The sequence below is a fragment of the Sphingobacterium puteale genome (assembly GCF_003627955.1).
GTDB lineage: Bacteria > Bacteroidota > Bacteroidia > Sphingobacteriales > Sphingobacteriaceae > Sphingobacterium > Sphingobacterium puteale.
In genome coordinates this window covers 60,606-82,524 of record NZ_RBWS01000024.1, presented here as the reverse complement: position 1 = coordinate 82,524, position 21,919 = coordinate 60,606, and the positions used below count along the sequence as shown (strand labels likewise).

The following is a 21,919-nucleotide window of genomic DNA, read 5'->3' as shown; positions in this document are numbered from 1 at the left end:
TTGTTCAATGGTTTAAAAAGTTATATTAGCACCGATCGTAAAGGTTCTCGGATTGGGATAATTGCCCAGGTCAATATTCTGCATCAGCGCGTCATTGTTGTAGGAACCTAATTCTGGATCGTATCCACTGTATTTTGTAAAGGTGTAGATATTCTGTCCTGAGATATAAATCCGTGCGGCCTGCATTTTGATTCTGTTGATCCAGGCTGTGGGCAAATTATAACCGAGGGTAATATTTTGTATCCGTAGGTATGAGCCATCTTCGACAAAACGGCTTGACACACGTTTATTATCTTGATGCCACTGATTGTATCGGGGTACAGTACCATTGGTATTGAACAATTCGGAATAGCGATCTGTCAATGAGGTCTGCAATTGATTCCAGTATACATTGACCGGTGTTTCCAATGATCTCTTGGTATAATTTAGGATATCATTACCTTGAGATCCTTGCAGGAAAACAGATAAGTCAAATCCTTTATATTTGAACGAGTTGGTTAATCCGAATGTAAAGTTTGGATTAGGATCTCCTATATAGGTCATGTCTCCATCATTGATGACATTATTCCCGTCGAGATCGCGATATTTGACATCGCCCAGCCATAAGCCTTTTGAACCAATTGCTTGGCCTTGATTCGCATGGTTGTGCAGATCATCTTCAGAAGTAAACAAACCGTCCGAAATAAACCCATAAAAGCGGCCAATAGGTCCTCCCGGAACGGTACGGGTCAGGATAACGGCATTGCTATATTCCGTATAACGCATCAGGTCGGCCTGGTCGCTGTTTAGTTTGTCCAGACGATTTTTATAATGGGATAGCACAAGGTTTGTTTTCCATGTGAAGCCATTTTTATTGATATTGGTAGAAGATATACCGATGTCAAATCCGGTATTTGTCATCCGGCCTGCATTGACATTGGGCGATTTGATATCATTCCATTCCGTCCCTATGCCTGTATATTTGGGCAGTCGAGTTGCCATAAGCATGTCAGAGGTGATCTTTTTATAGATATCGAAGGTGACATCCAGACGTCCATTGAGGAAACCGGCATCAAATCCACCGTTGTAGGTGGTGACAGATTCCCAGCCGAGTGCCGGATTGCCGACATTGTCGGGTACGCCGCCCGCGCCAAAGGGGCCGGTGGCGAATAGACGGATATTGGTTGCATAGCTTGCCCCGCCGACATTTGAACTGCCCACAGCTCCGACTCCGGCCCGTACTTTCAGGTAATTCAATACCTTGAGATTTTTGGCAAACTTTTCATTTGTAACTGTCCATCCCACGGAGGCTGCAGGGAAGTAGCCTAGCTTACGGTCTGGTCCAAAGTTGGAGGAGCCGTCACGTCTCAGGGAGAGGTTAACAGAGTAGCGGTTGTCGTACGCGTAACCGGCTCTCAGGAAATAGGACTCCATGGCCCAGTCTCCTTTGCCTCCTTCGATGACCTGGTTTTCCTGTTCACCTGCTGCAATAGACGGTATATTGAGGGCCAGATTTTGCCGTGAAGCCAATATATTGTCATAATATGAAGCCTGGGCTTCATGTCCGATCTGTGCATTGATGTTATGTTGACCAAAGGATTGGTTGTAATTCAGGTAATTCCTTAATGCCCAGTAGTAGCTGGGATTGCGTTGTTCGACGATTTTACTTGGCGCGAGTATTGTCGTTCCGCCGGATGAAAGGGAGGGCTGGAAAGACATGTTATTATCATTTGTAACGTCGTAGTTGATCTCATTTCGCATGGTTAAAAACTTGGTGAAAATCAACTCTCCGTAGACACTTCCGAAGGCTTTGAACTGATCGCCTGTATTTTGGCGCAACTGCGCCAGTGCCACAGGATTGACGGGGTTCCCAAACGCATAGCCTCCTATGGATACCGGTGGTGCAAAATCTCCGTTCAGTCCAAAGATCGGGGCGGCTGGACTATTGAAAGCGGCAACGTTGACGATGGCATCAGATCCGTTGGTCAATGTGGTTTTTTGATTGGTGCGGGCGGTGCTGCTGCTGATACCGACCTTCAGCCAGCTTTTGATCTGGTGGTCAAGGTTAAACCGCAGGGACAACCTGTCAAATCCGGAGTTGATGATCGTACCGTCCTGTTTAAAATAATTTAAACCCAAATAATAGGTTGTCTTTTCACTTCCTCCCGAAAAACTTAATTGATGATTCTGCATCTTGCCTTTCTGAAAGATGGCATCTTGCCAGTTGGTCCCTTCTCCCAGGACTTCCGGACGCTGATATTCTCCGATAGGCGTATAGGGATTTCCGGTAACTTTACTGATCTCCTGCAATACCTGATTATTATACTGTGCAAACTGGCTTAAGTTCATCAGATCAAGACGGGTAGGGACTTTTGATTCGCCATAATACATATCATAGCTTACTTTTCCTTCGCCGGCTTTTCCGCGTTTTGTGGTAATCAGTACTACGCCATTGGCTCCACGGGAACCGTAGATGGCCTGCGCGGAAGCATCCTTGAGGATGTCTATTTTTTCAATATCATTGGGGTTAATCCCTGCAATTCCGCTTTGGGAGGTAGATCCGGCCATTCCGCCAAGTTTATCCTGTGCAATGGAGCTCTTTCCGGTAGGGACGATAATACCGTCGATCACATAGAGCGGTTCGTTTCCATTGATGGATGTCAGTCCCCTTACGCGTACGGATATTCCTCCTCCGGGCTGGCCACCATTGGCCGAAACACTTACCCCGGCGACTTTCCCCTGCAGCATTTGATCAGCACCTGCAACTGGCAGGTCCTTTATGGCTTCTGCACTTACGGATGAGATCGAAGAGGTGACGTCGGCACGCCTCATGGTACCGTAGCCCACGACGACGACATCTTCTAGCTGCGTAGCAGCAGAAGTCAGGGTGACATTGACCAATGCCTGATTTCCGACAGGTACTTGCGATGTCTGCATACCGATATAGGAGAATATCAGTATGTCTGTAGGAGCAGCGTTGATCTGATAATGCCCGAAACGATCGGTCACAGCGGTAGCAGTACCGTCCTTTACCTTGACCGACACGCCGGACAATACCATGCCCGACTCATTCTTGACAATACCATCCACTTTTTTATTTGCTACCTGCGCCGTTAACAAGGCAGGCGCACTCACAAGCCAGACCAGACCGATCGGCTTAGATAATAACTTTGAGATCATATAAAATTGGTTATTTAAATTTTTGATAAAATAATTGGCGTACAGATCTGATCATGTACAATACTGTTTACGTTTTTTTTCCATTCACACTATAATTAGTTATGCCTTAGACGGCCTGACCGGACGCCCGGCCGTCAATAGCCAATATTAGACTTAAATGTGAAAAAAGTAATTATCAGTGCGTGCCAAAAGCATATCAGCGAATGCCAAAAGCTAATTATTTTGCTTTTCAGCCCATTCAAGATAGTTTTTGGGACTCATTCCAAAATATTTGGAAAATGACCTGCTAAAATTTGAGGGTTCTGAGAAACCGACCAAATAAGCGATTTCGGCAATGGTATAGTTGCCTGTGAGGAGCATATTGCGCGCATGTTTGAGACTGATGCTCACTATGTATTCCTGTACGCCCTGATTTGTCAGGGCTTTTATCTTGCGGTATAGCTGACGTCTGCTCATATGCAGCAGCTCAGCTAACAGATCAATATTAAATTCTTTATTGTTCAGGTTTTCTTCCACCAGATGTTCTACTTTCTGCAAAAAGTCACGGTCGATCGCGCCAAGGCTGTTCAGCTCCGGTAATCTGCCGGATGTATCCTGCCTGTTTGCATTGTCAAATAGCTCCCGTAATTTTCTTCTTGAGAGGAGCAGGTTAGTGATGCGTGCAATCAATAGATCCATCGCAAAGGGTTTTGGAATATAGGCATCCGCACCATGTGTATACCCTTCGATCTTATTGTCGTCGGTTTGCTTGGCCGTCAGTAAAACAATTGGAATGTGGCTGGTGCGTTCATCTGCTTTGAGTTCCTGACAGACCTGCAGACCATTCATTTTGGGCATCATAATATCGCTGACTATCAGGTCAGGAACAGACTGTCTGGCGAGTTCCAGACCATCAAGTCCATTGGTGGCGCTCAGAATTTCAAAATATGCCGACAGCTCGTGACGGATATAGGCCTGTAGGTCGGGATTATCCTCAATCAACAGCACGATCGGCCGGTCTTCTTTCAGATGAGTATCTGTTTCGATAGCCTGTATCTGTTCTGTTTCCTGACCGAACAGGGGCGACAGCAATTCTTCATACCGCGCGACAAAAGCATCGTCCTTATCCTGCAATATCGTGCCTTGGGTAGCTAGATGGACGGTAAAGTCCGAACCCCGGCCGACTTCACTCTGAACCGTTATTTTTCCGCCATGCAATTCGACAAGCTCCTTGGTCAAAGCCAGACCGATGCCGGATGACTTGTTTTCATAAGGATGTACTCCATCTACTTTGTAGAATATTTCAAAAATACGTTCCCTGTCTGCTTCCGGAATTCCAATGCCATTATCGATGACGTGGATTTCGACGACAGTTTCACTTCGTTCTACTACTACGTCGATCTTTCCTCCGTTTGGTGTAAACTTAAATGCATTGGAGAGCAGATTGGAAAGAATTTTCTCAAACTTATCTTCATCAATGGAAAGCCGTATGACAGGGCTGGCATAGCGGATAGAAAAGTCTATCTCCCGTATCTGGGCACGTTCTTTAAAAGCTTCGCATATTTCGTTGATCAATTCGACCACGTTTACGGTATGCGCTTTGAATGACGCAGCCCCATTTTCCAGCCGTCTAAAATCCAGGAGCTGATTGACCAGGTTGAGCAAGCGGTCTGCATTTTTGTACACGAGCCTGCTGTAGGTCTTCACCTGATCCATGCTGATGTCCTGATGGATGATTTTTCGGAGCGGATCCAGGATCAATGAAAGAGGAGTGCGTAATTCATGTGAGATATTGGTAAAGAAATTGACCTTTATCGCATTGATCTCTTCATTCTTCTTCGCGGCTAATCGCTCTAAAAGCACATCATTTTTGAGCTTTTCCCTTGATTTTATTTCCAGAAAAAGCAGGTAGAGTATAATAGCGGTGATCAGCCCATATAGGCAATATGCCCAGGCGGTCCGCCAAAAAGGGGGAGCAACGACAATTTTCAATATCGCCTCCTTGGAGTTCCATATCCCGTCGCTGTTGGCGGCCCTTACTTTAAACGTGTATGTGCCTGCATCCAGATTGGTGTATGTAGCTCTTCGGTTATTGCCTACATAGTTCCACTCTTTGTCAAAGCCCTCCAATAGATAAGCATATTGGTTCTTTTCGGGAATGGTATAACCGAGCGCCGCAAATTCAATGGTGAATACAGTTTGATCATAGTCCAGCGCCAGTGCGTCGGTCTCATTGATATTGCGCGTCAGTGGAGAGTTTTCGGCTCCTATCACAACAGGTCTGTTAAATAGCTGGAAATCGGTAAATATGACCGGAGGAGCATGTACATTTCGCCGGATATTAGCCATATGAAGAACATTAAATCCGTTGTTGCCACCAAACAGAATTTCCCCTTTGCTCGTTTTGAGATCTGCGCCTGCGAGGAATTCTTTTCCTTGTAATCCATTATAGCGGTTATAGTTTGAAAAAGTATGCTGATCCAGGCTGTACTGGCTTACCCCATTGTTCGTGCTGATCCATAAATGTCTATTATTGTCTTCAACAATACTGTTGATCACATTGCTGGGCAGGCCCTGTTCTTCACGATAATTGACAAATGTCTTGCGCTGTCTATCAAAACGGTGTAAGCCCCCGTCAATCGTACCGATCCAGATGTTGCGGTCAGAATCGCCATAAATGGTATTGATGATATCACTCTGGAGATTACTGTTTGCTCTGTTGTAACAGGTGAAACGGTTGTCCGCCGGATGATAGATATTGATGCCACCCCCATAGGTTGCGATCCACATATCGCCATTGTCATCTTCATAAAATGCCCGAATATAGTTGTTATTTAGTGCATGGGCCTGTCCATCGGCTCGATGTTTCCTGATCTCCGGTGTATTTTTCTGTATAATGTTGACTCCGCCGCCATTGGTTCCAAGCCAAATATTACCCTGTCGATCTTCTGTCAGCGCATAAATCGTATTGTTGCTCAACTGGAGCGGTCCCTTACCGCTATAGAAATGGCTAAATGTACCTGTGCTCAGGTCCAGTCTTTTAAGCCCGCGTTCATAGGTTCCGATCCATAGACTTTTTTTATCTCTTGTCGTCAGTAAAGAGAGTACGGAGAATGAATTTAATCCCATTTTATCATTGGGATCCCAGTGGATAAATTCATTTGTTGCCCGTTTCCAAAGATTGAGTGATCCACCGTCCGAACCCACCCATATATCTCCGTCAGCTTGTTCGGCGAATGAAGTAATGGTGCTTGTACTCTGACCTGATGTGACGTGAAAATTTTTAAAAACCTGGAAATAAGTATGATTCAGGTCATATTTATTGATCCCTCCGGCAAATGTTCCTATCCATAGGATCCCTTCCTTGTCCAATAAAAGCGCGTATATCGAATTATGGTTCAGGCTTTCCTCGTCGGCGAAATTGTTCTGATAATGTGTGAAATGTCCGGTTTGGCAATCGAATAATTCTAATGCTTCTTCGGTGCCTACCCAGAGTTTATGCTCACCGCCGGGAACGATTGAAAGTACAACATTATTGCTTATTGCTTTGCTGTTGCCTTGTTCTTTTCTGTAAGTGGTAAATGTATTGGTACGGTAATCAAACCGGTTCAAGCCACCATACGTCCCTACCCATAAATACCCGTCTCCATCCTGTGTTATTACATTGATCTTGTTATTGCTCAGTGCGCCCCGGGCGCCTGTAGAAGTGAAATAAGTGCTGCGCTGGGTTTCTTTGTTCAATAGGATAAGGCCGTTTTCCGTTCCTACCCATAGATTTCGCCTGTCATCTTCAAATATGGAAGTAACAACAGCTGTGATAGCACGCCCCTTGGTATCTCTGAACTGGTAGCGGGTCAGATGGCCTGTCTTTTTGTCCATTGAATAGAGATCGGCATAAGTCCCTACCCAAAAGTTTCCTTTGCTATCTTCCAGAATGGCATTGACGCTCACATCAATGCTGTTATTTCCGATTTGGGGTTTTATGACATGCTCAAAAGAATCATTGTCCCGATCATAACGGGCCAAGCCGCCACCCATTGTCCCGATCCAAAGTTCGCCATGTGGGTCTTCGTACAGTGATTTTATCTGGTTGTTAGGAAGACTTTTCTTATTGTTTTGTTTGGTTCTATAGATTTTAAACTGGTAACCGTCATATTTATTGAGGCCATCCATGGTACCAAACCACATAAAGCCATATTTATCTTTTAGGATGCAGGTGACGGTGCTTTGTGATAGGCCCTCCGCTGTGGTCAAATGGCTGAAACGAGCAATGGGTATGGTTTGTGCAGTTAGTTGTATGGTGATCAGACAAGCTATCAGAAAACATAAACATCGCTGCATTATATTGATTTTATCCACGCAATTTCGAATAATCGGTTGTAGGGCTGAAATTACTATTTATTTTGTGCCGAAAAAACTTTAAGTTAATTTTATCTCAAGCCCATTTATTCGGGAAGCAAACATGACTACCGTGAGGAGGATCTGCAAGAGGCGATCACGCGGCGTACCGGTAGGGGATTGATTAAGCATTATTGTCCAAAGGCTGAACTTCTGTTAAACAAAGACCGGCTTTGTTTATTCGCTAAGGTATCTGTCTACAAATGTCGCACAACAATATTATAAGAATTCTGAGTCAGCATAAGAGCGGATAATACCATCATGAATTTCATTTTTTTGTGAACAATCGGGTTTTCCAATTGTTAAAAATGTAAATAAAGTACTTTTTATTTGAAATAAAATTAAAATTTAACGATATTAATTCCTTTGCCTTACATTTTTAATAAAATTCGTGCTTATGAACAACTTAGAATTAAACGAAGTCCAACAACATTGGGATAGATTTATCTCCTCAGCCATTGCTTGGGCTCCTCGTATTATTACTGCCGTACTTTCTGCTTTACTTATTTATTTGGTAGGTTCATGGTCCGGAGTAATTCATAGAAGTAATTTAACAGCGTAGATCAACCTTGGATCTACGCTTTCTCATTTATATAAAATAAAATCGAGTGATCTTTTCCAAATCGACTTTTAATAAAGGTATTGTTATCCCTAGCTTGATCTTTATCATAGGGGTATGCCTGTTATCTGTGTTTCTGCCTACGTTGACTGTACGTCTGTTAGATACGGTCAAGGAATTTATTTTTGTTAACCTCAATTGGGTCTACGTCTGGGCTGTGACGCTGTTTGTTATCTTTCTGGTCTATCTGATGTTTAGCAAATTTGGAAAGACCAAACTGGGTAGCAACGATAGTAAACCGGAATACTCGTTCTTCTCCTGGATTTCAATGCTATTCGCAGCGGGTATGGGTATCGGATTAATGTATTTTAGTGTAGCCGAGCCTATGCATCATTATTCGACCGATGTCTTTGAAGCAAATCACTATATTAATCGCGCTAAAAATGCACAGCTGTATACGTTCTTTCACTGGGGTATCCACGCCTGGGCTATTTATGGCGTGGTAGGATTGGCTTTATCATACTTTGCCTACCGCTACCGACTGCCGCTTTCACTTCGCAGCTGCTTTTATCCGCTCTTAAAGAACAAGATCAATGGAAAAATGGGCAATGCCATTGATGTATTTGCGCTGTGCAGTACTTTCTTTGGTATTACCACTACCTTAGGATTTGGCGTGGTACAGGTGAATGCAGGCTTACAGACCTTGGGAATTGTGGCCGAGAGCAGTTTTACCTACCAGATCATTATTGTGGGGATCTTGACCCTGCTCTCAATTATATCCGCAACTTCAGGGGTGGATAAAGGCGTAAAGCTATTGAGTAGCGTCAATGTCATCGCAGTGGTTGTGCTTTTGTTGTTTGTGCTCTTTCTCGGGCCGACTGTTTATCTTATCGGAAGTTTTACAGAGGGGATCGGAAATTATATCAACAATTTTTTCGGTCTGACTTTCGATACACATGTTTATGACGAGGCCACCTTACCCTGGTTTTACAATTGGACGATTCTCTATTGGGCCTGGTGGATATCCTGGTCACCCTATGTGGGCCTGTTTATTGCTAAAATTTCAAAAGGGCGTACCATTCGCGAATTTGTCGCTGCCGTGCTGATTATCCCGACTTTATTTAATTTCATATGGATGTCTGTTTTTGGCAATAGTGCAATCTGGTTTGACATCAACATTGCAAAGGGTGCTTTGAGTGCTTTGGCAGATAATCCCGATGCATTGATGTTCAAGTTTTTGGATTTTCTGCCACTCTCTGAGCTGGTTAGTTACCTGGTCATTCTGATCATCGTCATATTTTTTGTAACCTCTGCAGATTCAGGAATACTCGTGATGAACAGTATCGCGACCAAGAATGCAGCCAGATCGCCCAAATGGCAGATGGTTTTTTGGGGAGCGCTACTGGCTATCCTGGCCCTGATGCTACTAAATACCGGGGGCTTGCAGGCCTTGCAGACCATGACGCTTATTACAGCTTTACCATTTTCTATGATTATGCTACTTTTCTGTGTCAGCTTGGTCAAAGCTCTTGTTATAGACCGCAGCTATTATGATCGGGATTTTTCGGTAAGCACTGTCCCTTGGTCGGGAGAATTTTGGAAGGACCGCTTAAAACAGATCATTTCGTTCAAAAGCAGTGCTTCTGTTGATCAATTTATCGATACGACGGTAAAGCTAGCATTCGAAGAACTTCAGTCAGAATTTAAACAGAATGGGATCGAAGCGAAGATCAAAAAAGTAGATAGTCCGGGCACTATCGAAATTGAAATCCGCTACGATGTGGTCAATAACTTTATATATGGTGTAAAGAACCAGGTAAAAGTAGTTTCGGATTATGTCATGGAAGAGAATAATCTACCCGATATTGAAGACAAGAAAACTTATTTCCCAAAATCTTATTTTGGAGATGCCCGTGAGGGATATGATGTGCAGTATTTTACCAAGAATGAGCTGATCAGTGATGTGCTCAAACACTATGAACGCTTTTTGGAAATTATTTCCGAAGAGAAGAATGAAATGTTTATCAGCAGCAATGCAAATAAAAATTTAAGATGAAGGTCCAAAAGCGCACTGGTAAAGGATAAGGGATCATGGTCATGGCGCCAATAAGGCAAGCCAAAATTTCGTTTTTAATGTTCGCAAGGACAAGAGGTCGCAAATCGCTTGCTTTTTCCATGGAATAGAAATTAAAATGATTACATCAGATCATAGGTTAGTTCTATTACTTGAAGACAAGGTTGAGGATCATTTTTTCTTGGGGAAAAAGGATGAAGATTTTTGTAATAAATATTTGCACATTAGAAATATATATCGTAATATTGCGATATGATAAAATTGTAATGGGAATAACAAGGACAGAAATATACAGTGCTGAACACAACAAGCTGGGCTCGATGCTTAAAATACTTGGTCATCCTGCAAGAATTGCCATCCTCCAGTATATTATCGATCAGAAAACCTGTATCTGTAATGACTTGGTTGAGGAGTTGGGGCTTGCCCAGGCAACGATCTCCCAGCACTTAAAAGAACTTAAAAATATTGGCGTCATTCAGGGAACGATTGAAGGAAAGTCCGTCTGTTATTGCATTGACGAAAAAATCTGGAAAGAATTTCAAAAGCAGTTCAATTTGTTCTTTGACCAGGATGTCTGTGCCAGGAAATGCTGTTAGGCATTTTTTTTTATAATATCATCGTAAAATAGCAATATAACATTTAATTATAGGGTCATGAAACTATCAGAAATCAAGGAAATCCTACAGGGATTAGAAAATGTAGCGTTTAAACTGGAAGATGGTACATTTGTACCGGAGTACTTCCACGTAACCGAAGTTGGTCAGATCACCAAAAACTTCATTGACTGTGGCGGAGTGATCCGTAAAGAAAAGTCTGTCAATTTTCAGCTATGGAACGCGGACGATTACGAACATCTTCTAAAACCCGGAAAACTATTAAATATCATCAAACTTTCGGAAGAAAAGCTGGGGCTTGAAGACGGCGACATCGAGGTAGAATACCAAAGTGGTACGATCGGCAAATATGACCTCGGCTTTGACGGAAAGACATTTGTGCTGAAAAATAAGACCACGACATGCCTGGCGCAGGATGCCTGTGGGATCCCTGCCGAAAAACAAAAGATAAACCTCGTACAGCTTGGTGTCAATCCCGGTTCTTCATGTACCCCCGGAAGTGGCTGTTGCTAAAAATCGCGGTACAAAAGAAAAAATTAAGTCGAGAAAACATGAACGATAACATACTAAAAACAATAGGAGGATTTTTGGCTGAAAATGTGCCAGCGGAAAGGAAGATATGCCTACAACCCTTAATAGCCTATTTAAATGAGAAAGTGGACAATGGGGAACGTATCCGTTTAAATTTCATCTGTACCCACAATAGCCGCAGGAGCCACCTCTCGCAGGTATGGGCACAAACCATGGCCTACCATTTTGGATTAAAAGATCTGTTCTGCTATTCTGGCGGAACGGAAGCCACGGCGATGTTCCCGAAGGTAGCAGAAACACTCGCCAGCCAGGGTTTTGAGATCCTCCAATTGGCGGAGGGCAGCAATCCCGTCTATGCTGTTAAGTATGCCTTAAATGAACCGCCGATCATGTGCTTTTCAAAAGTTTACGACAACAGGTTCAATCCGGCGAGCGGATTTGGAGCTATCATGACATGCAGTAATGCCGATGAAGGGTGCCCCCTGGTGATGGGTGCCGAGGCAAGATTTTCTATAAAATATGAAGATCCAAAGATTTCGGATGGTACGCCCGAACAGACAGCAGTTTACCGGCAACGGAGCCTGGAGATTGCCCGCGAGATGTTCTACGTCTTTTCACAGATCAAAAAGTAACCTATGCAGCCAAAACTAAAATTTCTTGACCGCTATCTTACCCTATGGATATTTCTTGCTATGGCAATCGGCGTTGGGATAGGTCATTATTTCCCCGGAATAGCTCATGTTACGAACTCCCTTTCCGTTGGGACAACCAATATTCCGCTGGCAATCGGATTGATCCTGATGATGTACCCGCCACTTGCAAAGGTGGACTACTCGATTCTCCCGTTAGCGGTGAAGGATAAAAAGGCTATTGGCATTTCACTTTTACTTAACTGGGTCATCGGTCCAGTCCTTATGTTCGCACTGGCGGTTATTTTTTTACGGAATGAGCCTGACTATATGGTCGGATTGATCCTTATCGGACTGGCAAGGTGCATCGCTATGGTGATTGTCTGGAATGACCTGGCCAAGGGGAACAGGGAATATGCGGCCCTGCTAATAGCGCTGAACAGTATCTTTCAGGTTTTCACCTACAGCTTTATGGTCTGGTTGTTTATCAATATCCTGCCCAGTAAGTTGGGGTTGGCTGAATTCGACGTAAGTGTATCGATAAAGGATGTGACGCAAAGTGTTCTGATCTATCTTGGAATTCCCTTTTTGGCTGGATTTGTAAGCCGATATATACTGATCAGTATACATGGAAAAGAATGGTTCAACAGGAAGTTTATACCCAAGGTTTCACCTGTCACGTTATATGCATTACTCTTTACCATCGTGTTGATGTTCAGTCTCAAAGGTGGTAAAATATTGGAACTACCTATGGATGTTGTTAAAGTGGCCATCCCCTTGGTGATCTATTTTGTATTCATGTTTTTTCTCAGCTTTTTTATCAATCGATCGATGAATGTTCCTTATGAAAAGAATGCTTCTATTGCTTTTACTGCAACGGGAAATAATTTTGAACTGGCCATAGCCGTTGCTATAGCTGTATTCGGAATACATTCTCCGCAGGCTTTTGTAGGGGTTATCGGTCCGCTGGTGGAAGTGCCTGTCCTGATATTATTGGTAAGGGCAAGTTTATGGTTAAAGAGTAGGTATTATAGTTGATCCTGTAACCGGAGCAAAAATTGTTGTAAGCAGAACAACGGTGTCGAACAGCTCGGCAGCTGCCATATTCCGACGATTATCAGTACTTGCAGAATAGGTTAAACTATCGTGCGCGTATCCGTCTACTGAGTAGTAAATCACAAGCTATACCGTAATCTACAGGCTGAAGGTTATTATCAGGAACTTAAATCAGGGATCAGTAAAGGTATGGTTTTAACCGACGCTTTGATCTAGCTTTTTTTGTAATACTAACATCGAATATGGATTCGAACTCCTTTTCTAGTTCTCAAATCTAGTCCGAAGTGATCTCCGGCCAGAAAGTGATATTGTTTACTATCTGTTGGAAAAGAAGAGATATATTTGTGATAGATATGTGTATTGCTGATTTCTATATGATTAAACGACAATTTTGTAGTTGTTGAGACGAACAACACACAATGAAGAATAAAAATAGTCGGAAAGCACATTTTTTTTATTGAAAAACGAAAGTATTGTCTAAAAAAAAACGTTAATTTAGACCTGGAATTTAGCGATATCTACCTTTAAATTAAATGATGACCTAATAATACGATGACAAGACAATTTTTATTATTTATTTTTTTCCTACTGACACTTAAGACTTTTGCCGACGATAACAAGAAGCAAGAAATTGACTCACTCTTAGCGAAGTCAATAGAATTCGCTAATAGAGGCAATCTGGTTACCTATTTAGAGACCACAATAAAAGCACTTAATTTGGCCAATGCAGCAAATTATGATGAAGGAAAGGCAAAATCTGGCTGTTACCTGGCAGAAGGTCTTGTAACGGTAGGTTTATTTAAGGAAGGACTGAAACAGCTGGATCGTATTGAAACGACCGACTATTATAAGAAAGAAATTTTCATGCAATCCGAAGTACTACGCTTACGGGGAAGAGCATATGGTCACCTCAATCTGAATCAACAGGCCCTTCGGGCATTTCGTCTGCAACAGGGGCTGATCAAAAAACTCACAGGCGAACAACAGGTAAAATCCTACCAGTTTAACTACGAAAATTTAAGTTCTATTTTTCAAAATTTGGAACAACTGGATTCTGTGCAAAAATATACCGAACTCCAATTGGAGAACCTGAAGGTCTTTGAGGAGAAAGATGCGGCCAAACGTTATCAAGTTGTTTATGACAATCTAGGAAGGTTATATGCTGCACGAGGTGATTTTGCGAAAGCGCAGCAATACCTTGATAAATCACTGGATCTCATAAAAAAATATAAAATTCCTATCGTCCTGAACACCTATGGCGCCTTAGGCTTTTTGGAGAAAAAGAGAGGGAACTTGAAAAAAGCTGCTGCTTATTATGAAGAGAGCCTAGCGAGCAAGCGGGCCGTTGGCAGCAGAATTGGAATGAAAAATTCGTACCAAGAACTGGCCGATTTTTACCGAACAACCGGCTTAGATAAAGCTAAAGCCGATCACTATGGAATGGCCTTTACCCTCCTCAGTGATTCTTTGGAAAGGGAAAATAGACAGGTCGTTGATCAGGTGCTCAGTCTGATTTTAAATTTAAAAGACCAGGAATCGGATACTAAGGTGTCAAAATCAGTTACGATCTCGTTAATCATCTTGGCAGTACTTATTGTTGCCATTGTATTTTTTGTATGGCGTGTGTGGCACAACCGTAAGCTGTTGGGACAAAAGGAAGAGGCGCTACAGGAAACAGAAACCCTCAACAAGGAGCTTACAGAGCAGATCGGCGAAAACAAGTTCAATAATCTGATCGACCTGGCCAAAAGTAATAATCCCGAATTCCTGACATTATTTGCTGAACTCTACCCGCAGTTTATCCAGGCCCTGAAAATCCTTGACCCCAATATCAGAACGACGGAACTGGAGTTTTGTGCCATGGCTTTTCTTAATTTTTCGACAAAGAACATCGCGGAATATACCTTTGTCACGATCCGGGCTGTACAGGTTCGCAAGAACAGGTTGCGCAAGAAGCTTGAAATCCCTTCGGATGCAGATTTCAACACCTGGATGCGCGGGTTGGCAGAGAAGGGATAATGTTGAGTTTGATAACAGCCTGAGGAATCTTTTTGTAGCGGAAATGTAGGAAATAATTGAAAACGATGGGGAATTAATTAAGTTTGTAGTATAGCGCGTATATCATGCATTCTTTTTATTTCTATTGTTTATTTGTCAGTTCGTTGATCAGTAGCTCCCTCCTTGGGCAATCACTGGATCAGCCTTCTTTTCGGAATATTTCGTTGGGAACGAATGCAAATACGGTGCATTCCTTTGCGCAGGATAGTTTGGGAATGCTCTGGCTGGGCAGTAACAATGGTCTTTTTAATTACGATGGCTATTCTTTACAGGCGCTCAGCGGGGCCAAATCTCCTTTTCAGACCTTTGTCTACTGTATTGCGCTGATAGACGACAAGCGCTTTGCGCTGGGTACCGGACAAGGTGTGCTACTTTACAATTATCAGCAAGATCGCTTTGAACCTTTTCCGGCAGGTGGGCCTTCGGATGTCAGGGCTTTACTACGCGCGGGTGATAAGTTGTGGATAGGTTCGATCGCTGGTTTATACTGCTATGATATCGCGACGCGGCAGCTTGTGGATTATGGCAAATCTGTCGCTAAAAATAAGATCAAAACTGCTGTTTATGCCCTCGATCAGGTCGGGGATAGGCTCTTAATCGGTACGTATAATGGGCTCTTTGAATTGAACCCTGCCAAAAAAGAGGCATTGCCGTTGGTACTCCCTGATTATAGACCGGGAAGCAATCAATTTGTGAATTCGATATTTACCATCAAGGGGTCTACCAAAACTTTTATCGGGACCGAATACGGCCTGTATCTGTATGAAAATAGCTCCTCTACGCTCCGAAAGACCCCGGTGCTTCAGAATCATCCGATCAAGGCAATGGCCTCCAACGACAAAAGTACTTTACTCGTGGGGACGGATGATGGTCTGTTTAGCTATCAGCTGGATCGGCAGTTGGTCACGCGGATTAAACATGATTCGCGCAATAGAAACTCACTGGCCAACAATATAGTATGGAGTATCTTTAAAGACCGATCGGAAAATATCTGGCTGGGCACCGATCTCGGCTTTTCCTTATGGTCAAACCGTAAGGTGGAAAAAATATTACCCATCTACCAATTGACGTCAAGCAGTGACGGCAACCGTTTTTACAAAATTTCAAAGGACCGCAAGGGATGGTACTGGCTGGGTGGGGATAATGGCTTGATCCGTAGCCATGGATTGGGCGGCCGCGCTTCGGAAAGCTTTTGGTATCGCATGGATGCCAAGGACTATCGTCTGACCCATAATCGTATTCGGGATATTTATGAGGATCGTAGCGGTTTGGTGTGGATTGCTTCTGATGGCGGAGTAAATGTTTTTGATGCCCATAGCCAGCAATTCAGAAACTTTACGATCTTAGACGCCAGTGGGCGAAGAAATGCAAAGTGGGCGTACGATATTCTGGAAGATGAGGCGGATAATCTGTGGATTGCCTCCTACATGGGGGGGATATTTGTCGTCAACCGCAATACGCTATTGGAAACAAAGGGGCCAATCACAGCAAGCAAGAATTTTAGTAAAGCGGACGGGCTTTTGGAAGATTTTGCTAACCAGATCCTCGACAATGGCCGGGGCAAGATGCTGGCCTTATTTTATAATAAGGGTATCAGTAGCATTGATAGGGGCACCGGCAAGATAAGTGAATTGAAAGATAGTGCCGGCCAGTCCTTTGCGCGGGCGACCTTTATGCTGAAAGATAAGCAGCACACGCTATGGATAGGTGAGCACGGCGAGCTAAGACAGATCGGCGAAGAAGGGAAAAGTAAACGGATTCGCTTTGACCCTGTCGGTAGGGGCGAGGTTACAGCCATGGTCGAAGTGGATGACGCTATTTGGGTGGCCACAAATGCTGGGGTCTGGCAGATCAATAAGAAAAGCCTCAAAGCCGAACTGCTGCGCTATGGACAACGGATTTCGTCCATGTATTACGATGCCGAAAGGGCTGAGGTGGTGCTCGGTGGAATTGATGAAGTGGTGTTGCTACCTGCCCAAAAGGAGCCTGAAGGTATCGGGCGATCAAAAAAGATCGTACTTACTGCAATGTATATCAACAATGAACTTTTCGGTAATTATGGCTATGGCTTACGTTACCGCAATGAAATTACGTTGGATCACGATCAGAACAACCTTAGGCTTGAATTTTCGGACTTGGACTACGGAAATCATCCCGGCTATCGCCTGGCCTATGCCTTTAAAGGTCAAAACGAAACCTGGATCCCCATGGAACGTGGCGATAATAAGGTGCTGCTATCCAATTTAAATTCGGGTAGCTATGATTTACAGTTGGCCAAAGTGGATATTGCTGGCCATGTTGTTTCTGAAATTTATACCTATCATATCCGGATTCGCTATCCTTGGTATGCCTCATATTGGGCTAAGGGCGTTTATATGCTTATCGCAGTCTGCCTGTTGTTTTGGATCGTCAATTTTTTCCGGGTGCGCAATACCTTGAAATGGGAGCGGCGGGAGCGACGGAAGGTGCTCGAATTAACAAAGATGAAAATGGACTTTCTGGCAGCCATATCACATGAGCTGAAAACACCATTGAGCTTAATCCTGGCGCCCGTGAGCCAACTGATGCGGCAGACAAAAAACAGCGATAAAAAGAAACAGCTGGATGGCGTACACCGAAATGCCTTAAAAATCAGTCACCTGATTCAGGAACTCATGACCTTTGATCGGGTGGAGCAGCAGGAAACACCGCTGCAGGGACTGCTTACATCACAGATTGACCTTGTGCCTTATCTCAGGCAGATCACCGAAGACTGGCAGCAGCTCCCTGAGTATACAACCCTCGCCATTCGATTTGATAGTGATTTGGAAAGTTTTTTTGTACAAACGGATGTGGCCAAACTGGGATCGATCGTCAATAACCTGCTTGCGAATGCCTGCAAATACAATCGGCCGGATGGAAGGGTGGATGTTTCCCTGCGGGCAAGGGATACCGACGTGCAATTGGTCGTGGAGGATACCGGAATTGGAATCGCTTTGGATGACCTGCCTTATGTTTTTAGCAAATTCTACCGCTCTTCCTTAAAAGAGGTGAGTGGGGTGCAGGGGACCGGGGTCGGCTTATTCTTGGTCAAAAGCTATTGTGATCAGTTGGGCTGGAACATCGGGATAGCAAGTAATCAGGAGGGAACCAAAGTGACACTTCACTTGAAACTAGCTCGCATAGACGATACGTACAAGGAGGATAACCCTAAGGTAGATGCGGGAAATCGTGATCGGGGCGACAAACCTAAACTGCTGATCGTCGAAGATAATGCCGAACTTGCTGATTTCTTGGTAAACGCTTTACAAACGACGTATGATTGTAGCATTGTAGGGGACGGCCGTCAGGCGCTGCACTTGATCGATGGACATACTTTTATGCCCGATATTGTCATCACGGATGCCATGATGCCCAATATGGGTGGAATTGAAATGGTCAGAAAGCTTCGCCAAAATACGGCTACAGCAACAATACCGATCATCCTGCTGACGGCACAGCATGATGACCTGATCCAGCGCGAATGGGTGACGGCCGGAGTAGATGCTTATATGACCAAACCCTTTGATTTGGAAATCCTCCAGATGCAATTGCTCCAGCTATTGGACAGAAAAGAAAAACTCGTAACGCAATTGCGTATCGACGAAATCAGCAAACCAGCGGAGCCTCTCGCTGTGCAATCGCCAGATGAAAAGTTCCTGACACAGGTGACACAGCGCATCGAAGAGCATATCGATGATTCTGAGTTTTCGGTTCAGCGCCTCAGCGACCTGACGGATGTGGCCGCCAAACAGCTTTACCGCAAGATCAAACAGCTGACAGGCTATACACCGGTAGAATATATCCGTAGCATCCGCATCAAAAAAGCAGCCCTGTTGCTGCAGCAAAAAAAGTTTACCGTGGCTGAAGTCATGTATATGGTCGGTTTCTCCAATGCTTCGTATTTCTCAAAATGCTTTCAGTCGGAATTTGGTATGCCGCCAAAGTCTTATATGGATAGTTTTAAGTAAGTTGTTGATATTTAGTTTGTTTTGGGTTTTGATCCAAATTGGACAAGCGAAAAATGTCTAATTTGTGTTGTTCTTTGTCCGATTTGTAGCTTTAAAAGATCGTATGGATTGATAGGTTTGCAATAGTAATAACCAGAAAATTATAAATCGATACAATCCATGCGTGTAATTATTTTATGCTGCTTTGCTCTTTTGGGGTATATTAAATCCTATGCACAGATTAAGGTCAACAAAAAGGTGCCAACGGTATTTGTCGACCCTCAGGGTGTGATGCGTTGGTCTGATACCAAAGCGGAGGCATCCTTTTATGGTGTCAACTATACAGTCCCTTTTGCCCATGCTTACCGTGCGCTGCGCGAAAAGGGGATTGACCATAAGCAGGCCATTGACCGTGATGTTTACCATTTTGCGCGTTTGGGATATAATGCTTATCGCATCCATATCTGGGATGTTGAAATCTCGGATAAAAATGGAAACCTGATCAGTAATGAGCACCTGGACCTGCTGGACTATTTATTTTTTAAGCTCCAGCAAAAAGGGATCCGTATCCTGATTACGGGCATGACCAATTTTGGTAACGGTTATCCGGAACGGAATGAAAATACGGATGCATTCACCTACCACTATGACAAATGCCAGGTGCATGCCCACCCTGATGCTATAGCTGCTCAGGAGCGGTATATCGGACAATTGCTGCGCCATGTCAATCCTTATACTGGTCAGTCCTATTTGGAGGATCCGTACGTCATTGGCTTCGAGATCAATAATGAACCTTGTCACATGGGGGCTGTGCAGACCACCTCGGCCTACATTGCGCGCATGGTTGCGGCGATGAAGAAAAGTGGAAATAAAAAGCCGATCTTTTACAATGTAAGCCATAACATGGAACATGTTTCGGCTTACTTCAATGCCGATATCCAGGGCACCACCTACCAATGGTATCCTGTCGGGCTGGTGGCCGGGCGGCAACGCCAAGGCAATTTTCTGCCCTATATCGATCAATATGCCATTCCATTTTCAAACCTGAAGGGATTTGCCAGTAAAGCCAAGGCGGTCTATGAGTATGATCCTGCGGATAACCTCTACAGCTATATGCATCCCGCGATGAGCCGTACCTTCCGTTCGGCTGGATTTCAATGGATCACCCAGTTTGCTTACGATCCAATGGACATCGCAGCCTATAATACCGAATATCAGACGCATTATCTCAATTTGGCCTACACTCCTGCAAAAGCGATCAGTACGATGATTGCTGCCGAAGTGGCTTATCATATACCAAGAAACCAAAAATTTCCGCCCTATCCCCAAAATACGGCGTTTGGCAATTTCCTGGTCAGTTATGAACAGGATCTCTCGCTGATGAATGCGCCCGACAAGTTTTTTTATAGCAATGATACTAAGGTCAAGCCGGTACAGCCGCAAAAGCTACAGCATATTGCTGGCCGGGGTTCTTCTCCTGTTGTAAACTACGCGGGCTCGGGGGCTTATTTTTTGGATCGTCTGGAAGATGGACTATGGCGTTTGGAAGTGATGCCGGATGCCGAAAAAATTGCGGATCCCTTTGCCAAGCCCTCGCTCAACCGTGAGGTCGTGCATATCTTATACCGGCCGCAAGAGATCGCTATCCGGATCCCTGATTTGGGCGAGCGCTTTACGGTGCAGCCACTTTTGGGCCAGCATGACGCCACAAAGGCCATTGCTGTAGATGCAACGACCTTTGTCGCCCAGCCTGGCGTTTATCTCTTAAAACGTAAGGATCTACAGCTGTATACGAGCTGGACTGCATCCTCAATATGGAAAAATGGGCGCCTGGACGACTATTATGCACCGAAGACCGAACCGTTGAAGCAGCCGATCTTGATCCATCAGCAGCCGGAAGTATTGGAAAAAGGCCGCTCGGCAAAATTGCAGTTCCGCCTGGTATATGAGCAACAGCCTGACTCGATCATATTACAGACGGATCAGGTCTCGTTTTGGAAAGATAATAATCCCTACATCAAACTGGTCGCCAAAGACCAGGATACCTATGAAGCAGAAATACCGGCATCCTGGTTATCAGGAAATGAATTGAAATATACTGCTACGGTATTCGTCGGTGGGAAACAAGTGACCTACCCGGACAATCGTGCCGGTGCTCCGCTCGATTGGGATTATAGCGTCAAACGGTATTGGACGGTTGGATTGTACGAACAGCATGCCCGGATTCCATTGTTCGAATCGCTTGACAAGGCATCTTCTTTCGAGAGTTTTGCGATCCCCGAAACGGCTCATATGACTTCGGTGCGGCAACAGCAGGAGCTGGGACAGATCCCTGTTTGGACGTATACGTTCCGGGCGAAGGATGCCGGAGCTCAATATTTTTGGGTAAAGGATATTAAAGCAGTGGCGCAGGGAAGGCCTGCGGGACTAGGTGCTGCCAGACAGCTTTGTCTTCTATTAAAGTATACGGGACAAGGGGCTGTACTCAAAGCAGGTTTTGTGACAAAAAATGGTTATACCTATGTGAAAGATATTAGGCTTGGTTCGTCAGAAACAACGGTTCGTATCCAGCTGGCGGATCTACAGCTCGTGCCTACGGCCTTGTTGCCTGCACCTTATCCCGTCTTTCTTGAACGGTTTTTTAAACCGGCAGTTCCCGCGGAGTTTGACAGCATGGATATCGAAAAGCTGATCGTATCGGGACAGCAGATGGAGGGGCAATCTTTATCCATTGGGGCTGTATGGCTGGAGTAGCCGGACAATAAACTGCAGCGGTCGTACGGCCTGGCGGGCCATCAACGATCTGGTTGGAGTAGCCCGGCTGGAATATTTGTAGCCGCAGGCAGCGCCATTATAAGGGGAATAACGTGAAATAGAAACAATTATAAACGAAT

General features: G+C 44.3%; 11 protein-coding genes. 9 read left to right on the top strand and 2 right to left on the bottom strand.

What is annotated here, in order from left to right; genetic code table 11:
- Positions 1-12: 12 nt before the first annotated feature.
- Together D7322_RS24545 and D7322_RS24540 are read right to left on the bottom strand one after the other, a co-directional pair.
- Positions 13-3,159, bottom strand: coding sequence for a SusC/RagA family TonB-linked outer membrane protein (locus D7322_RS24545; protein ID WP_121126831.1), 3,147 nt, complete (start codon positions 3,157-3,159; stop codon positions 13-15).
- 213 nt (positions 3,160-3,372) lie between these two features.
- Positions 3,373-7,479, bottom strand: coding sequence for a hybrid sensor histidine kinase/response regulator transcription factor (locus D7322_RS24540; protein WP_121126830.1), 4,107 nt, complete (start codon positions 7,477-7,479; stop codon positions 3,373-3,375).
- Between the two features lie 454 nt (positions 7,480-7,933).
- Between D7322_RS24540 and D7322_RS24535 the strand changes: the two genes are divergently transcribed.
- The 9 genes from D7322_RS24535 to D7322_RS24495 all read left to right on the top strand — a co-directional run bounded on the left by D7322_RS24535 (position 7,934) and on the right by D7322_RS24495 (position 21,779).
- The gene (locus D7322_RS24535; protein ID WP_181390454.1) at positions 7,934-8,098 is read left to right on the top strand and encodes a hypothetical protein; all 165 of its coding nucleotides are present in this window, start codon (positions 7,934-7,936) and stop codon (positions 8,096-8,098) included.
- A gap of 46 nt (positions 8,099-8,144) precedes the next feature.
- On the top strand, positions 8,145-10,151 hold the full coding sequence (locus D7322_RS24530; RefSeq protein ID WP_121126829.1) for a BCCT family transporter: 2,007 nt from the start codon (positions 8,145-8,147) through the stop codon (positions 10,149-10,151).
- Between the two features lie 284 nt (positions 10,152-10,435).
- Positions 10,436-10,765, top strand: coding sequence for an ArsR/SmtB family transcription factor (locus D7322_RS24525; protein WP_121126860.1), 330 nt, complete (start codon positions 10,436-10,438; stop codon positions 10,763-10,765).
- Positions 10,766-10,822: 57 nt separating this feature from the next.
- On the top strand, positions 10,823-11,296 hold the full coding sequence (locus D7322_RS24520) for a DUF6428 family protein (protein ID WP_121126828.1): 474 nt from the start codon (positions 10,823-10,825) through the stop codon (positions 11,294-11,296).
- A gap of 38 nt (positions 11,297-11,334) precedes the next feature.
- Positions 11,335-11,946 carry an arsenate-mycothiol transferase ArsC gene (locus tag D7322_RS24515; protein WP_121126827.1) on the top strand — a complete coding sequence of 204 codons (612 nt, stop codon included), beginning with the start codon at positions 11,335-11,337 and terminating at the stop codon, positions 11,944-11,946.
- Between the two features lie 3 nt (positions 11,947-11,949).
- Positions 11,950-12,981, top strand: coding sequence for an ACR3 family arsenite efflux transporter (gene arsB, locus D7322_RS24510; RefSeq protein ID WP_121126826.1), 1,032 nt, complete (start codon positions 11,950-11,952; stop codon positions 12,979-12,981).
- Positions 12,982-13,551: 570 nt separating this feature from the next.
- The gene (locus D7322_RS24505; RefSeq protein ID WP_121126825.1) at positions 13,552-15,018 is read left to right on the top strand and encodes a tetratricopeptide repeat protein; all 1,467 of its coding nucleotides are present in this window, start codon (positions 13,552-13,554) and stop codon (positions 15,016-15,018) included.
- A gap of 104 nt (positions 15,019-15,122) precedes the next feature.
- Positions 15,123-19,046, top strand: a complete 3,924-nt coding sequence (locus tag D7322_RS24500) for an ATP-binding protein (protein WP_121126824.1) — start codon at positions 15,123-15,125, stop codon at positions 19,044-19,046.
- Between the two features lie 159 nt (positions 19,047-19,205).
- The gene (locus D7322_RS24495; protein ID WP_220700166.1) at positions 19,206-21,779 is read left to right on the top strand and encodes a hypothetical protein; all 2,574 of its coding nucleotides are present in this window, start codon (positions 19,206-19,208) and stop codon (positions 21,777-21,779) included.
- Positions 21,780-21,919: the final 140 nt, after the last annotated feature.

What these genes read in the sequence shown, in the direction of transcription:
- D7322_RS24545 (WP_121126831.1), bottom strand. Translation starts at nt 3,159, where the DNA reads ATGATCTCAAAGTTATTATCTAAGCCGATCGGTCTGGTCTGGCTTGTG.
- D7322_RS24540 (WP_121126830.1), bottom strand. Translation starts at nt 7,479, where the DNA reads ATGCAGCGATGTTTATGTTTTCTGATAGCTTGTCTGATCACCATACAA.
- D7322_RS24535 (WP_181390454.1), top strand. Translation starts at nt 7,934, where the DNA reads ATGAACAACTTAGAATTAAACGAAGTCCAACAACATTGGGATAGATTT.
- D7322_RS24525 (WP_121126860.1), top strand. Translation starts at nt 10,436, where the DNA reads ATGGGAATAACAAGGACAGAAATATACAGTGCTGAACACAACAAGCTG.
- D7322_RS24520 (WP_121126828.1), top strand. Translation starts at nt 10,823, where the DNA reads ATGAAACTATCAGAAATCAAGGAAATCCTACAGGGATTAGAAAATGTA.
- D7322_RS24515 (WP_121126827.1), top strand. Translation starts at nt 11,335, where the DNA reads ATGAACGATAACATACTAAAAACAATAGGAGGATTTTTGGCTGAAAAT.
- arsB (WP_121126826.1), top strand. Translation starts at nt 11,950, where the DNA reads ATGCAGCCAAAACTAAAATTTCTTGACCGCTATCTTACCCTATGGATA.
- D7322_RS24505 (WP_121126825.1), top strand. Translation starts at nt 13,552, where the DNA reads ATGACAAGACAATTTTTATTATTTATTTTTTTCCTACTGACACTTAAG.
- D7322_RS24500 (WP_121126824.1), top strand. Translation starts at nt 15,123, where the DNA reads ATGCATTCTTTTTATTTCTATTGTTTATTTGTCAGTTCGTTGATCAGT.
- D7322_RS24495 (WP_220700166.1), top strand. Translation starts at nt 19,206, where the DNA reads ATGCGTGTAATTATTTTATGCTGCTTTGCTCTTTTGGGGTATATTAAA.